Genomic DNA, 14,918 nt, shown 5'->3' with positions numbered 1-14,918 from the left:
CGGTCGGCCGGGCGGATGGTGTCCTGGGCGGCTCGCAGGCCGGTGGCCCGGTGGGCTCGGGGGGTGGTGTCCCGGTCGGCCTGGAGGCCGGTGGCTCGGTGGGCTCGGGGGACGGTGTCGCGGTCGGCCGGGCGGATGGTGTCCTGGGCGGCTCGCAGGCCGGTGGCCCGGTGGGCTCGGGGGGTGGTGTCCCGGTCGGCCTGGAGGCCGGTGGCTCGATGGGCTCGGGGGACGGTGTCGCGGTCGGCCCGGCGGATGGTGTCCTGGGCGGCCTGAAGGCCGGTGGCTCGTTCGGCCCGGGGCACGACGTCGCGACCGGCCGGGCGGATGGTGTCCTGGGCGGCTCGCAGGCCGGTGGCTCGGTGGGCTCGGGGGGCGGTGTCCCGGTCGGCCCGGGGGACGGTGGCTTGGTCGGTCTGGAGGCCGGTGGCTCGGTGGGCCCGGGGGACGGTGTCGCGGTCGGCCCGCCTGCCGGCCCGGTCGGTGTGAGTCCCGCGGACGAGGGGGCAGCCGTCGCGCACGGTGGCGTCGACGCGTCCTTGGGCGGTGGCGTCGGTCTGCCCGGAGAGGGCGGCGTCGGTCGGCCGGGAGGCGGCGGGGGCGGCTTCCACGGTCGCGGGCGTACCGTTGCGGCCGTACGCGGTGGCGTCGGGTCGCCGGGGTTCCGGGACGGTGCCCTGTCGTCGATGGGCGGTGGCGGGGAGCCCGTCGCGATCGTCGGCTTCGGCGGGCGGTTTGCCGACTCGCCCGACGCGGACGGCTTCTGGCGGACCATGCTCTCCGGGCGGGACCGGATCGGGCCGCTGCCGGCCGAGTCGTTCGACCGGACCCTCTACCACGCCCCGGGCGCACTCGCCCGCGGCCGCAGCTACACCGACCTGGGCGCGCCCGTCCCGGTGCCGGAGGCGCCGCCCGCCGGGCTGCGCATCCCGCCGCACCGGTACGCGGCGATGGACGCGGCCCAGCGCCTCGCACTCGACGTGGCGACGGAGATGTTCGCCCGTCACGGGCGCCCACCGCACTCGCTCAAGGGCGTCGGCACGGTGGCCGTGGGCAGCAACCTGGGCCTGTCCAGGGAACGCCGGCTGCACACCGGCCTGTGCCTGGACGACCTGGAGGCGGACGTCCGTTCCCTCGCCGTGCTCGGCCGGCTGGAGCCGGCCGAGGTCGAGGCGCTGACCAAGCTGGTGCGGGACCGGTTCGCGGATCCGGGCCCGGTCGACCTGCCGACCACCTTCGACGGCAGCGTCGCCAGCGGCATCGCGGCCCTCATCGGCAACGAACACCGCCTGGACGCCGTACCGGTGGCCGTGGAGGCCGCCTGCGCCTCCTCGCTGGCGGCGCTCGACGTCGCCGTGGGACGGCTGCGCTCCGGTGCCGCCGACTACGCCGTCGCCGGGGGCGTGGAACTGCCCTGCAACGCACGGGACATGGCGCTGTGCTCCGCGCTGGGCCTGCTGTCGCACAGCAGGATCACCCCCTTCGACGCGGCGGCCGACGGTTTCACCCCGGGCGACGGCTGCGCGCTGTTCCTGCTCAAGCGCCTGGCGGACGCCCGGCGCGACGGCGACCCGGTGTTCGGCGTGCTCCGCGCGGTCGGTGCGTCCAACGACGTGAAGTCGCTGATCGCACCGGACGCCGACGGCCAGGCCCGCGCGGTGCGGCAGGCCTTCGCGCAGGTGGACTTCGGTCCGGACGACGTGGACTACCTGGAGGCTCATGGCACCGGGACCCGGCTGGGCGACCGGGTGGAGGTGGCCGCCGTCGCGCAGGTGTACGGCACGGGGCGGCGCGGCGCGGCGCTGCACATCGGGTCCGCCAAGTCCTTCCTCGGCCACACCTTCGCCGCGGCCGGCGCGGCCGGACTGCTGCGCACACTCCAGGCGATGCGGCAGGCGACCCTGCCGCCCAGCGTCAACCTGAGCGAACTCAGCCCCGACCTCGCCCTGGACGCCGTCCCGGCACGGGTGGCCACCGAGGCCCTGCCCTGGCCCGCGGGGCCCGACCGGCCGCGGCGCGCCGCGGTCAGCGCGTTCGGAACCGGCGGCATCAACTACCACCTGCTCATCGAGGAAGGCACGGACGCAACGCGATGAACTTCGATTTCGAGGCCGGGTTCGACGCCGAGACGGCGGAGATGCGCGACATGGTCGTGCGGTTCGCCCGGCGCGAGCTGGACTCTTCCGGCCGCTTCGCCGACCCCGAGGACTTCCGGCGGCGCTGGCGCCTGGCCGGCAAACAGGGCCTGGTGGGCACCACCGTGCCGGGCGAGTTCGGCGGCAGCGGTCTGGACGCGGTGGCCGCGGCCGCGACGATGGAGGCGCTCGGGTACGGCTGCGCGGACACCGGCTTCGCCTTCTCGGTCGCCGCGCACCTGTTCGCCGCCGTCATGCCGATCGTCGAGTTCGGCACCGAGGAGCAGCGCGCCGCATGGCTGCCCGCCCTCGCCTCGGGCGAGCGGATCGCAGCGCACGCGATCACCGAGCCGGAGGCCGGGTCGGACGCGCTGCGTCTGCGTACCCGCGCCCGGGCCGTCGACGGCGGCTACGTCCTCAACGGTGCCAAGTGCTTCATCACCAACGCCCCGGTGGCCGACATGTTCGTGGTGCAGGCCGCCACCGACCCGAACGGCGGCTTCTTCGGGCTGACCACCTTCCTGGTCGAGGCGTCCACCCCGGGACTCACGGTGGGACAGCCGTACGACAAGGTGGGGCTGCGCGGCTCCCCGACGGCCGACGTCCACTTCGACGACTGCCCCGTCCCGGCCGCGGCTGTACTGGGGGTGGAGGGCGCCGGGGCGAGCATCTTCTCCGGGTCGATGAAGTGGGAGCGCACCTGCCTCTTCGCGGCCTACCTCGGGGCGATGCGCCGGGTGCTGGAGTCCACGGTGGAACATGCCCGGGACCGGGAGCAGTTCGGCTCGCCGATCGGGGAGTTCCAGGCGGTCAGCCACCGCATCGTCGACATGCTGGGCCGCTACGAGGGGGCCAGGCTGATGCTCTACCGTGCGGCGCGGTCACTGGCCGACGGCACAGCGGACGAGATCGGCCCGGCCCTCGCGAAGATCGCGGTCAGCGAGGCCGCCGTGCAACTCGGCCTGGACGCCGTCCAGGTGCGGGGTGCGCTGGGCGTGCTGGACGGGGAGGCGGAGGCGCTGCTGCGGGACGCGCTGCCCGCCCGGATCTTCTCCGGCACCAACGAGATCCAGAAGAACAACGTCGCGCGAGCGCTGGGCCTGGGGCGCCGGCGTCCCGCGGCCCGCCGCTGAGCGCAGAGCCAGGGAGAAGCGAGACATGGACGTCATCATCCACCGTATTCGTCTGCACGACGCAGTGGACCCGGCCCGTTTCGAGGCCTGGGTCCGGGACGTCGACTACGCGACCTGTCCCCGACTGCCGAGTGTGCGCGCCTTCGCGGTGCAGCGGGTGAGCACGGAGCGGGACGCTCCATTCCACTACTTCGAGATCATCTCGGTGAGCACGCTGGACGCATTCTCCCGGGACATGAAATCGGAAGCCTTTCAGGGCCTGGTCGCCGCATTCGACACGATGGCCTCGGTCGTCGAGGAGATGAGCGGTGAACGCTTGGAACCGGGCTACGCGGCACAGCCCTGACGCGGCGGTCCGCCGGCCCGGCGGAGCCCCGAGGGGCCTGACGGCGGCGAGCCGTTCGGCCCCTCGGACGCGGGAGTCTCAGCGCGTCGGAGAGCCGTAGCCCGGGCAGGTGCCCAGGAGTCCCGACTCGTAGGCGATGGCGACGGCCTGGGCCCGGGTCGCCGCACCCAGTTTGCGCAGAACCCGGTGCACGTGCGACCGGACCGTGGTGGACGAGACGGAAAGGTGCCCGGCCATCTCGGTGTTCGTCTTCCCCTGGGTCAATAAAATAAGTACTTCTGTTTCCCGCGGAGTCAGGTCCGGGCGCAGATTCTTGGGAGCTTTGCTCCGCCAATAGCGCGTCAAGGCCTCCTGGGCCTCTTCGGGGGCGATTATGGCGTTCACTTCGGTGATGGTTTTGATGACGTGCACCAGTTCTTCGACCGAAGTTTCCGCCGACAATACGGCGCGTACTCCGACACGGAGTGCCTCGAATGCGCGGTGGGTGTTCTCCGGTTTGCACAGGAGAATCGTCTTGCCGAGGCGGGCCAGCTCGGTCAGTCTGTCGATGTTGTCCAGCGTCACCAGGGGCGCGACGGCGACCAGGATGTCGGGCCCGGTCTCCGCCGCGGTGCCGAGTGAACCACGCAAGGTGGTCTCCACCTGCACCTTCAGATGGTGCCGCTCCAGCAGTGCGCGCATTCCCTCGCCCATGATGACGCGGTCGCAGCACACCAGGACACGGGTCGTCATGCGCGCGCTTTCGGACGTGAGGAGGGATCTGAATGGCGCAGATGCTGCGGATCGGGCCCGGCGGTGACAGCTCGGAGCCGGACGCCTTTCTTTGTGATTCCCCCGATATGCGTCATGCGGCCAAACTTAGCACGCATGTGCGCGCCTGGAGAGGGGCTTGTGGTGCCCGGGTGACAGCCTGATACGAATCTGTTTCACCCCGATGAAGATCTTGTCGGGAATCTTGTGAATGCCGCTGGTCGCGTGCCTGTCCGCCTCAGATCTCCACGTGCCCGGCGGCGTTGGCGCGCCGGTGGGAGTGCGGCGCCGGACGCCCGGCGACACCGACCCGGCTCACGAAGAAGGTGCGGCCGCCGGGCAGGGACAGCTCGCGCTCCAGCCGGACGCGCAGGTCCTCGTGCTGGACGACGATGCTGACGGGATGCAGGGACAGTCCGTGCCGGGTCGCCCGCCACCAGTAGTCGGCCAGTCGCGCCCCGCCGCGCAGCAGGTCCGCCCGGGCGGGCGTCCGCTCCGCGAAACCCATCGTCACCACGGCCGGAGTGCGGCGCACGATGTCGGCGAGCCCGGCGGCCAGTACCCGGTGGTAGCCGACCTTCCCCAGCAGGTGCATGGTGGCCGGCGCCAGCGCACGGCGCATCGCGGCCCGGCGCGGCCGGGACATGGGCCCGAACAACTGCTCCAGCGTGAACCCGTCCCCCCGCGCGGCGGCGTCCGCGAGATCCCGGCGCAGGAAGGAGTGGGTCTCCCGCCAGGCGGCACGGTGCCCGAAGTCGAGGCCCGCGTGCCGGGCGACGAACACCGCGAACGCGCGCAGGTCCCGCCGGTCGGTCAGATGCCGCAGGCGGACCGCGTCCTTCTCGCCCTCCGGCGAGCCGTTCTCCGCCAGGTCGCGCAGCAGCTCGGCGGAGACCGGCGCCGGCCGGTACGGCCCGCGGTGGGTGCGGCGAGCCAGCGCGGTCTCGCGCAGGTCCTCCAGCCGCTCCGCGGACGGCGCCCCGGGACGCAGCGCCACCACGCACAGGGGCGTCCACGCCGCCGGCCACCCGGCACCGGCCGGAACACCAGAGCCGGACCCGCTCCCGGACACCGTCTCGTCCCCGCTCCCGGACCCGCCGTCCCCGTCCAGGACGCGCACCGCGGCGGCCGTCCAGCCCTGGGCCGCCAGGGTGCGCAGCAGGATCCGCCAGTAGATGCCGCAGCTCACCTCCATCTCGACGGCGTGGGCGGCCAGCGCGGTCAGTTCCCGCTTCCGGTCCAGGGCCAGGACCAGGTACTCGTCCGCGTCCCGGCCGGTCAGGTCCGCCGCCGCCCGGCGCGCCGCCGCGGTCGTGGCACGGGCGAGGCCCCACGGCTGGCAGTTGTGCGAGGAGGGGCTCAGCGCCGCCGTTCCCGCCGCCGCCTCAAGCGCCTGTGCGAACGTGGACACCGGCGCGGCGGCGTGGTCCGTGCTGCGGGGGGTCATGACGATCTCCTCTTCGAAAGGCCGGGCTCATCGCCCCACGAGGGCCAGGTGGTGGCCGTGGACGGCGCCGGCCCATCCCGTCGGCCGCCGCGTCTCGGCGGTGGGGGCGTGACGCAGCAGCCCGCCCCCGGGCCGCCAGGTGAAGCGGCCGTCCGGCAGCCAGCCGGTCAGTGCCACCTCACGGGCGTCGACCCGCAGTCCGAAGCCGTAGTACTTGAGTACGGCCTCCTTGCACGTCCAGCGCAGCGCCGTCGGCATGGCCGCCAGCCGTCGGGCGTCCGGTGACGGCGCCCGCGGGTCGCACTCCCGGTCGAGCAAGCCGGCCAGGGTCGGCGGCATCGGCCGGTCGTACTCCAGGTCGACGCCGATCGCGTGCGGTCCGCACACCGCGACCGCGAAGTCCCCCGAGTGCGTCAGACCCACCTCGACCGGCGCGTCCACCACCGGCCTTCCCGCCTGGATGCCCCCGACCACGGTGCGCACCTCCACGGTGCCGGGCGCCCGGTCCACACCCCAGTGCCGGCGGCCGTGCGCGCTGACGGCGTGCTTCAGCGCGAGCCGGCCGGCCAGCCACTCGTGCCTGCGGCGGGGCGCACGCAGCGTCGCGGCGCGCTCCGCCTCGGCGGGCGTCAGGTACCGCGCGCGAAGCTCGGCGAGGGCCTCCTGGCTCCGCCCGCGCAGCCAGCCGATGGACACCACGGCGAGGGTGAGCCGCCGGGACGCCGGCGTCAGGTGCGTGACTCGCAGCGGCCGGGACACGTCCAGCACCACCTGGTCCGCGAGGCCGTCCGCCGCGCGTGCCGTCGCGGTCTCACCGGGCGACATGACGGGGCAGCAGGAACGGGTAGGGGCGGTGCAGCACCTTGTTGTGGACGAAGCGGTCCGCCTTGCGCAGCCGCTGGATCAGCTCCCACATCCGCGCGTCGTCACGGTAGTAGGCCCTGACCTCCTCGGCGTCCAGCGGCCGGTCCAGGCGGGCGTTGGCCTGCTCGAGGAAGCGGGGGACGAGCCGCTCCAGCCGCTCCTTGTGCAGGTTGCCGAGGAAGTCGAGGACCACTCCGCGCGGCGTGTAGAACTTGTCGAAGATCGACTTCGTCATCGCCAGCCGCACCACGTCCCGCAGCAGCCACGGCAGGGAGGTGAAGAACAGCGGCACGTCGAGGAGTTCCCGCTCGCGCTCGTCGCGCATCAGCGGGGTCGTCACGTCGAGGTAGACCAACTCGCCGTCGACATCGATCCAGTTGGACGCCTGCCCGTCCAGCCCCAGCCGGGGCGTGACGGTCGCCTCGACGCGGTCGAGGAACCGCTCGAAGAACCCCTCGCACCAGCCCTCGCCGGCCGTGTGCAGCAGGCGCGAGCACAACCGCTCCTCGGGCAGCGCCTCCTGGACGCAGTAGGCGACGGCCCGGCCGCCCCGCAGCCGCCGGTGCCACATACGGGTCTCGGCGACCGCGATGCCGCCCTTGTCCAGCCGGGTGACGTAGTCGTCGACCAGCGCCGAGTGCCGGTCCAGCCGCTCCGGGGACGGGAAGACCGGCAGCCGCTTGCACGCGAACGCGCCCGCGTCGGTCTCCAGGCGCAGCACCAGCGTCACCTCCCCGTAGCCGAGGATGGTCAGGGCCCGGTCGTCGGTGGTCCGCAGCGCCCGCGTGACCTCGTCCTCCAGGGCGTCGAGCGCGTCGAAGGGTACGGAGAAGGTCATGGCCGGGTCACCGGGCTTCCCGGGACGGGCCGGACGGCGCGGCGACGCGCCCGCCCGGCGACGAGTGGTACCGGTACAGGAGGTAGATCGCGGCGGCGAAGAACGCGGCGTCCAGCACCAGGATCTGCGGGACACTGCTCACCAGGATTATCACGAACATCACCAGCATCAGCAACTGGCCGTACAGCGCCGCGACCACCAGGCCCCGGCGGTTCCACAGCAGCGCCACGCCCGCCGCGACCATCGCGACGGCGACGAACCACATGACGCCGGTGGGGTGGCTGTCCAGCCAGTCCACGAAGCCGGAGGTCACGGTTCCTTGGTTGGCTTCCGAGGCGTCGTCCAGGCGCCCCTCCACCGACTCCAGTTGCGGGAAGAACTTGCCAATTCCCGCAAGGATGTAGAGGGCGCCGACGATGCGCTGGAGGATCAGGTTTCGTCCGGTCACGGGAGAGCTTCTTCCGGAGGTCGACGAGGGGCGCCCCGAACGGGGGACGCTGGTGACGGGGTTCGGTACGGGCTTCGGGCACCGGGTTCGGGAAGGCGGCCGGAGAGGCCGCCGGGAGGCCCCGGGCGGGCGCTACGGGGAGGCGAAGACCAGGACCGCGTTCTGCCCGCCGAAGCCGAAGGAGTTGCTCATCGCCAGCTCCACCTTCTGCTCCCGCGGGGCGCCGGCGACCACGTCCAGGTCGACGGCGGGGTCCTGCCGCCGGAGGTTCGCGGTCGGCGGGACGGTGGAGCGCTCGACGGACAGCACGGTCAGCGCCGCCTCGATGGCACCGGCGGCGCCCAGCGTGTGCCCGAGGACACCCTTGGCCGAGGTGACGGTCGCCCCGTCGCCCAGCAGCCGGCCCAGCACCGCGGCCTCCACCGCGTCGTTGAGCGGCGTCGAGGTGCCGTGCGCGTTCACGTGGTCGATGTCGCGGCCGGTGACGCCCGCCTGGGCCAGGGCCGCCTCCATCGCCCGCTGCGCGCCGGCGCCCTCGGGATCGGGCGCGGTGACGTGGTGGGCGTCGGCCGAAGCGCCGTGACCCACGAGCCGGGCGCGGACCGTGGCGCCGCGCGCCTCGGCGTCCGCCGGCCGCTCCAGGACGAGCATGCCGCTGCCCTCGCCGATGACGAAGCCGTCCCGGTCGGCGTCGAAGGGCCGGGACGCCGCGGCCGGCTCCTCGATCCTGCGGGACAGCGCGCCCATCTGCGCGAAGCCCGTGACCATGAGCGGGCTGACCCCCGCCTCGCTGCCACCGGCCACGACGATGTCGCACGTCCCGTCCTGGAGCAGCCGGGCGGCGGTGCCGAGCGCGGTGCCGCCCGAGGCGCAGGCGGTCGCGGTCACCAGGTTGGGGCCGAGGGCCCGCAGGTCCATCGCGAGGTGCCCGGCCGCCATGTTGGGCACCAGCATCGGCACCAGCAGCGCGGAGACCGCCTCGGGCCCGCGCTCCAGCAGCCGCCGGTGCTGGGTCTCCCACGTCGACACGCCGCCCAGCCCGCAGCCCACGACCACGCCCACCCGGGCGCCGTCCCAGGTCTGCGGATCGAGGCCGGCGTCGGCCACGGCCTCCCGGGCGGCCACGATCGCCAGCTGCACGAAGCGGTCGTGGACCAGCCTGCTGCGCCGGTCGACGTGGCGCGCCGGGTCCAGGCCCGGCACCGCGCAGGCGATGTCCACGGGCAGTCCGGCGAGCCGGTCGTCCTTGGCTCCCGCCGACCCCCCGCGCAACACCCCCTCCCAGGTGGCGTCGACGCCCAGTCCGGCCGCGGTCACCAGACCGAGTCCGGTCACGGCAACGGAGCGGTCGGTCATGACGCCGTGGCCGCTATCTCGCTGTCGACCAGCGCCACCGCGTGGGAGATGGTGTCGGTCGGGACCGCGGCGTCCTCGTTGATCTTCACACCGAACTCGGACTGGATGACGAGAAGCAGTTCCACGAGGAACAGCGAGTCCATCTCCAGTTCTTCGAAGGTCACGTCCGGACGGATCGCAGCGCGGTCCACCGCGAAACCGTCGACCAGCAGATCAACGAGCCTGTCGTAGGTGGTGCTCATCAGTGTGGTCCGCCTTTCCTGGGTGGATCGGTCGCCGCACGCCGCCCCGGCCCGCCGACGGGGTGGTGCGCGGGCGGCGTGCGGCGGCGATGCGACGCTGCGGCAAGTCTGGGGCGGTGCGCTGACGGCTCGCTGACGGCTCGCTGACCCCCTGGCGGTGCGCCTGCCGGGCGGGAGTCGCGGTCAGCGGGACGTCAGCGCCCGGTCAGGGGACCCGGCCAGACTCGGGACGGCCGGGGTGCACGGGTTACTCCCCGCACCGACCGGCCGGTAAACCGTCCAACACGCGAGGAGCACACACGTGGTTTCCCGTCTCCGTCGCCGCACGTGCCGGCAGACCGCTCACCGGAGCCGCTCCGTGGGCGGTGCACGGTGAGCCGGGCGTCCGTGGTCGCCGGCATCGGCTCCTGTCTGCCGTCCCGGTGCGTCACCAACGCCGAGCTGGAACGGACCATGGACACCTCGGACGCCTGGATCCGGGCGCGGACGGGCATCGCGCAGCGCTACGTCGCCGAGGACGGCACCCACACCTCCGACCTGGCGGTGGGCGCCGCCGAGCGGGCGCTGAAGTCCGCGCGTCTGACCCCGGACGCGATCGACGCGGTCATCGTGGCCACCACCACCCCGGACCGGCCCTGCCCGGCGACCGCGCCGACGGTGGCGGCCCGGCTGGGGGCCGGCCCGATCACGGCGTTCGACGTGGCCGCGGTGTGCTCCGGGTTCCTCTACGGGCTCGCCGCGGGCTCCGGTCTGATCGCTTCCAAAGCGGCGGAGCGGGTCCTCGTCATCGGCGCGGAGACGTTCTCCCGGATCCTCAACCCCGAGGACCGGTCCACCTCGGTGATCTTCGGTGACGGCGCGGGAGCCGTCGTCCTGCGGGCCGGCGAGGCGGGCGAGGCCGGTGCCCTCGGCCCGCTGCGGCTGGGCAGCGACGGCACCGGCGCGGACCTGATCACCGTGCCGGCCGGCGGCCCGCCGCGGCCGGGCGAGACGGTACCGGCCGACTCCGCCGACCGCTACTTCACCATGGAGGGCAAGCGGGTCTTCTGGCTCGCCGTCCAGCGCATGGGCGAGTGCGCGGCGAGCGTGCTGGACCGGGCCGGCTGGCGGCTGGAGGACGTGGACTGGCTGGTCAGCCACCAGGCCAACCACCGCATCACCGCACGACTGGCCGACGAGATCGGCATCCCCCGGCAGCGCAGCGTCGGCAACATCGCCGAGGTGGGCAACACGGCGGCCGCCTCCATCCCCCTCGCGCTCGACCACGCGCACGCCCAGGGCACCATCCGGCCCGGCGACCGGATCCTGCTCACCGCGTTCGGCGGCGGACTCACCTGGGGCGCCGCCGCACTGACCTGGCCCGCCATCGATCCGGTCTGAGGGCGGCGGGCCGGCCCCGGAGCGGGGCCCGGTCCCAGCGCGTGCAGACGACCGATGAACCAAGGACGACCATGACTCCTCGGAAACTGATCACCGACTACATCGCCGACGCCTGGATGGGCGGCGACGCCGAAGGCCTGGAGCCGGAAACCCCCATCGCGGAACTCAACATCATCGATTCCGCCGCCATCTTCGACCTCGTCCACTACCTGCAGGGCGAGTTCCGCGTCACGGTGCCCCTGCCCGAGGTCACCCCGCAGAACTTCCGGTCCGTCAACGCGATCTGCGCCCTGGTCGACCGGCTCCGGCAGACCGAGGGGGGCAGCGCAGCATGACGAACCCCGTGGACACCCACCCGGAGACCGCGCGCATCCGCGACGGCGTCGTGGAGGTCATCGCCGCCCGCACCCTCTACGACGTCGCCCACCTGCGGCCGGAGAGCCACTTCGAGGCCGACCTCGGCATCGACTCGGTCATCATGGAGTCCGTCCTGGCCTCCGTCCGCGAGCACTTCGCCCTCACCACCGAGCTGCCGGCCGGCTCGGCGACCATCGGCGAACTCGTCGACGCCGTACGGACCGCGCTGGCCGACGCCGACGCGTCCGCCACCGCCGGGGCCCCGCCCGCCGACGGGGGAGCGGACGACCCCGTCACCGAGGCCGTGGTCGCCGCCGCCATGCGGCAGACCCAGTACCAGCGCCACCAGCTCGCTCTCGACGCCGACCTGGAGGGCGAGCTGGGCGTCGACTCGGTCGTCCTGACCTCCGTCGTCGCCGAGGCCACCGAGCGGCTCGGGCTCACCGGGGCGGACCCGGACCTCGCCGGCGCCACGACCCTGCGCACCCTGGCCGACGCACTGCGCGCCTGCGACACCGCCGCCCGGGACACGGCCACCGGCGCGGGCCCGGACGCCGCCGACGGCGCGGGCCCGGACCAGCCGCGGCAGACCCCCGGCTCGGCACCCGGAGCCCAGGGGGACGGCTGGGACCACCGCTCCATGAAGGACTTCACCGAGCAGCGCGACCCCGACCTGTTCGCCAAGACCCGCAGCTTCGCCGGCTACCTGCGCTCCCGCGAGAAGGACCGCCTGTACTGGTACGGCATGCCGCTGCACTCGCAGTGCGGGAACCGCGCCGTCATCTTCGACGAACTGGAGGGCCGCAAGCGCGAGTTCCTCATGTTCGCCTCCAACAACTACCTCGGTCTCGCCAACCACCCCAGTGTCATCGAGGCCGTCTGCGACGCCACCCGCACCTACGGCGCCACCCACACCGGCTCCCGGTTCATCGGCGGCACCAACATGCTGCACAAGGAACTGGAGCGCAGGCTGGCGGCCTTCAAGCAGCGGCCCGCCTGCATCGTCTATCCCGGTGGCTACTCCGCGAACCTCGGCGCCATCTCGGCCCTGGTCAAGAGCTACGACACCCTCGTCGTCGACCGCCTCAACCACATGAGCATCGTCGACGGCGCCCGGCTCTCCGGCGCCGTGCGCAAGATCTACCGGCACAACGACATGGCCGACCTGGAGCGGATCCTCAGCCGCAGCGCCGCGGAGGGCACCGGCGGCAGGCTGATCGTCGCCGACGGCGTCTTCAGCATGCACGGCGACGTGTGCGACCTGCCCGAGATCGTCCGCCTGGCCAAGGAGTACGACGCCCGCGTCATGATCGACGACGCGCACGCCACCGGCGTACTCGGCGTCCGCGGCTCCGGCACCGCCGAGCACTTCGGCCTCAAGGGCGAGGTCGACCTGGAGCTGGGCACCATGAGCAAGACCCTGGCCGGCATGGGCGGGTTCGTCGTCGGCGAGGAGGAGGTCGTCGAGTACCTGCGCTACTACTCCAACTCCTACGTCTTCGCCGCGAACATCCCCGCCGGGGTCGCCGCCGGGCTGATCGCCGCCATCGACGTCATCGAGGCCGAGCCCGAACGCCTCAAGCGGCTGTGGACCAACATCGGCACGCTGCGCGACCGGCTGCTGGAGGCCGGGTTCGACCTGGAGCACTCCGAGAGCGCGATCCTGCCCATCGTCATCGGCGACGAACGCCGCGCCATGGAGATGGGCCGGGCGGTACGCGCCCGCGGCCTGTTCTGCCAGACCGTGGTCTACCCCGGCGTCCCCCTCGGCGACGCCCGGCTGCGGGTCAGCGTCACCTGCGAGCACACCCCGCAGGACCTGGACGAGGCCGCCGGGATCTTCGTCGAAGCAGCCCGCGAGACCGGGGTGCTGCCCGGCACCCCGTAGCGGCCGTCTCCGTCCGCCCCGCACGTCCGGCCCCCGCCCGGCAGGCCCCCTCCCTGCCGGGCGGGGCCCGGGCCCCGAGCCACCCACGCACGTCAAGGAGAAGGGCCCACACCCCATGAGCGCCACCACTCCCTCCGTGATACGCCTGCCCAGGGCCGCGTCCGCGCGGCACGCCGCCCGGCCCGCCTTCGTCGGCTCCGACCCCCTGACGTACGGGGAGTTCACCGCCCGGGTCGAGGCCGTGGCCGCCCATCTGCTCAGCCTCGGGGCGCGCGTCGGCGACCGGATCGCGATCTGGATGGACAAGCAGCCGCGCTACGCCGAGGCGATCGTCGCCGCCCTGGAGGCCGGGTGCGCCTATGTGCCCCTGGACGGCGGCCAGCCGGTGAGCAGGGTGCGGACCATCCTGGCGGACGCCGAACCCGTCGTCCTGTTCACCGACGCGGACCACGCCGCCCTGCTCGGCGACGACGACCTGCCGGACTCCGTCACCACGGTCGTGGCCGTCGGCGACGGGCTGCCCTCCGCCGTGGGCGGCACCCCGGTCGCCACCTGGGAGAGCTGGGAGCAAGGCCGCGCGGGCGGGGTCACGCTCCTGCCCTCCCTCACCTCCGGCGACCTCGCCGCCGTCCTCTACACCTCCGGGTCCACCGGCACCCCCAAGGGCGTGCAGATCTCGCACGGCGCACTGGCCAACTTCGTGGCGTGGGCCCGCAGCGAACTGGACGTCGGACCCGACGACGTGTTCGCCGGCCACGCCTCCTTCAACTTCGACCTGAGCACCTTCGACCTGTTCACCGCGCTGTCCTGCGGCGCCGCGCTGTGGATCGTCCCCGACGCGGCGACCAAGGACGTGACCGCCCTGGCCGAGGGCATCCGCCGGCACCGGGTCACCGTCTGGTACTCCGTCCCGTCGGTCCTGCACCTGCTGACCGCCTCCGCCGCGCTCACCCCCGAACACGCCGCGAGCCTGCGCTACGTCCTGTTCGCCGGCGAGGTCTTCCCCGTCCCGCAACTGCGCGCGCTCAGCGAACTGCTCCCCGCCGGCACCCCCCTCTACAACCTCTACGGCCCCACCGAGACCAACGTCTGCACCTACCACCGGGTCCGCCCCGAGGACCTGCACCGGGCCACCCCGGTACCGATCGGGCTGCCGATCACCGGCGCCGGGACCACCGTCGTCGACGACGCCGGCCGCACCGTCCGCGAGCCCGGCGCCATCGGCGAACTCCACGTGTCCGGCGTGTGCGTGACCCCCGGCTACTGGCGGCGCGCCGAGGAACCCGTCTCCAGCGTCCACTGCCGGGGCGTGCACCCCACCGGCGACCTGGTCAGCTACGAGGAGGACGGGCGGCTCGTCTACCGCGGGCGCAAGGACCGCATGGTGAAGCTCTCCGGCTACCGGATCGAGCTGGGCGAGATCGAGGCCGCCGCGCTGCGCCACCCGGGCATCGCCGACGCCGCCGTCCTGGTCGACGGCTCCGGCCCCCGGGCCCGGCTCAGGCTCTACTACACCCTGAGCGAGGGCGCCGACCGGATCGGCCTGGTGGAGCTCAAGCGGCACTGCGCACGGCACCTGCCGACCTACATGGTCCCGCACAGCGCCGTCCGCCTGGACCGGATGCCCCTCAACCCCAACGGCAAGACCGACTACCGCCGACTCGGCGTCGACGCGGCCCCCCGCGCCGAGGCACCGCTCGGAACGGCCCGCTAAGTGGCCCGGCGATCCATGGA

At 73.5% G+C, this 14,918-nt stretch carries 15 protein-coding genes; 7 read left to right on the top strand and 8 right to left on the bottom strand.

What is annotated here, in order from left to right; all coding sequences use genetic code 11:
• On the bottom strand, positions 1–611 hold a 611-nt coding region (locus AB0P07_RS35410; protein ID WP_365558216.1), incomplete at its 3' end, for a hypothetical protein.
• Between the two features lie 75 nt (positions 612–686).
• Between AB0P07_RS35410 and AB0P07_RS35405 the strand changes: the two genes are divergently transcribed.
• Genes AB0P07_RS35405 through AB0P07_RS35395 form a run of 3 tightly spaced genes read left to right on the top strand, consistent with a single transcriptional unit; the run spans position 687 to position 3,614 of the window.
• A complete protein-coding gene (locus AB0P07_RS35405; protein ID WP_365558213.1) occupies positions 687–2,096 on the top strand; it encodes a polyketide synthase in 1,410 nt (469 codons plus the stop codon).
• A complete protein-coding gene (redW, locus tag AB0P07_RS35400; RefSeq protein ID WP_365558210.1) occupies positions 2,093–3,268 on the top strand; it encodes an L-prolyl-[peptidyl-carrier protein] dehydrogenase in 1,176 nt (391 codons plus the stop codon). Before AB0P07_RS35405 ends, redW begins: the two co-directional genes overlap by 4 nt.
• A 25-nt stretch (positions 3,269–3,293) precedes the next feature.
• Positions 3,294–3,614, top strand: a complete 321-nt coding sequence (locus AB0P07_RS35395) for a RedY protein (protein WP_365558207.1) — start codon at positions 3,294–3,296, stop codon at positions 3,612–3,614.
• Positions 3,615–3,692: 78 nt separating this feature from the next.
• On the opposite strand, the gene AB0P07_RS35390 is transcribed toward AB0P07_RS35395, so the two are convergent.
• The 7 genes from AB0P07_RS35390 to AB0P07_RS35360 form a co-directional block, all read right to left on the bottom strand.
• Positions 3,693–4,346 (bottom strand): response regulator transcription factor, encoded by a 654-nt coding sequence (locus AB0P07_RS35390; RefSeq protein ID WP_365558204.1) that lies wholly within the window; start codon positions 4,344–4,346, stop codon positions 3,693–3,695.
• Between the two features lie 256 nt (positions 4,347–4,602).
• Positions 4,603–5,811 carry a RedV protein gene (locus AB0P07_RS35385; RefSeq protein ID WP_365558202.1) on the bottom strand — a complete coding sequence of 403 codons (1,209 nt, stop codon included), beginning with the start codon at positions 5,809–5,811 and terminating at the stop codon, positions 4,603–4,605.
• Between the two features lie 27 nt (positions 5,812–5,838).
• Positions 5,839–6,636, bottom strand: a complete 798-nt coding sequence (locus tag AB0P07_RS35380) for a 4'-phosphopantetheinyl transferase superfamily protein (protein ID WP_365558198.1) — start codon at positions 6,634–6,636, stop codon at positions 5,839–5,841.
• On the bottom strand, positions 6,623–7,513 hold the full coding sequence (locus AB0P07_RS35375; RefSeq protein ID WP_365558195.1) for a DUF6206 family protein: 891 nt from the start codon (positions 7,511–7,513) through the stop codon (positions 6,623–6,625). The genes AB0P07_RS35380 and AB0P07_RS35375 overlap by 14 nt, the downstream gene beginning before the upstream one ends.
• Before the next feature lie 7 nt (positions 7,514–7,520).
• Complete coding sequence (locus AB0P07_RS35370; RefSeq protein ID WP_365558192.1) at positions 7,521–7,961, bottom strand: DUF6041 domain-containing protein; 441 nt, start codon at positions 7,959–7,961, stop codon at positions 7,521–7,523.
• Positions 7,962–8,093: 132 nt separating this feature from the next.
• Positions 8,094–9,317, bottom strand: a complete 1,224-nt coding sequence (locus AB0P07_RS35365) for a beta-ketoacyl-[acyl-carrier-protein] synthase family protein (RefSeq protein WP_365558190.1) — start codon at positions 9,315–9,317, stop codon at positions 8,094–8,096.
• Positions 9,314–9,559 carry a phosphopantetheine-binding protein gene (locus AB0P07_RS35360; RefSeq protein ID WP_365558187.1) on the bottom strand — a complete coding sequence of 82 codons (246 nt, stop codon included), beginning with the start codon at positions 9,557–9,559 and terminating at the stop codon, positions 9,314–9,316. The genes AB0P07_RS35365 and AB0P07_RS35360 overlap by 4 nt, the downstream gene beginning before the upstream one ends.
• A 372-nt stretch (positions 9,560–9,931) precedes the next feature.
• Between AB0P07_RS35360 and AB0P07_RS35355 the strand changes: the two genes are divergently transcribed.
• From AB0P07_RS35355 to redM, 4 genes are all read left to right on the top strand, one after another.
• The gene (locus AB0P07_RS35355) at positions 9,932–10,939 is read left to right on the top strand and encodes a beta-ketoacyl-ACP synthase III (protein WP_365558185.1); all 1,008 of its coding nucleotides are present in this window, start codon (positions 9,932–9,934) and stop codon (positions 10,937–10,939) included.
• Positions 10,940–11,010: 71 nt separating this feature from the next.
• Positions 11,011–11,274: an acyl carrier protein gene (locus tag AB0P07_RS35350; protein ID WP_134651154.1), complete on the top strand. Its 264-nt coding sequence runs from the start codon at positions 11,011–11,013 to the stop codon at positions 11,272–11,274.
• Positions 11,271–13,184, top strand: coding sequence for an aminotransferase class I/II-fold pyridoxal phosphate-dependent enzyme (locus AB0P07_RS35345; RefSeq protein ID WP_365558182.1), 1,914 nt, complete (start codon positions 11,271–11,273; stop codon positions 13,182–13,184). The genes AB0P07_RS35350 and AB0P07_RS35345 overlap by 4 nt, the downstream gene beginning before the upstream one ends.
• 115 nt (positions 13,185–13,299) lie before the next feature.
• Entirely contained in the window at positions 13,300–14,898 is a 1,599-nt protein-coding gene (redM, locus tag AB0P07_RS35340) for an L-proline--[L-prolyl-carrier protein] ligase RedM (RefSeq protein ID WP_365558178.1), read from the top strand.
• The last annotated feature ends 20 nt before the right edge of the window (positions 14,899–14,918 follow it).

This window comes from Streptomyces sp. NPDC085944, assembly GCF_040686295.1.
In the GTDB taxonomy this organism is placed as follows: Bacteria; Actinomycetota; Actinomycetes; order Streptomycetales; family Streptomycetaceae; genus Streptomyces; species Streptomyces salinarius.
Note: the sequence above shows the minus strand (reverse complement) of the source record. Positions and strands in the feature narration are given on the sequence as shown.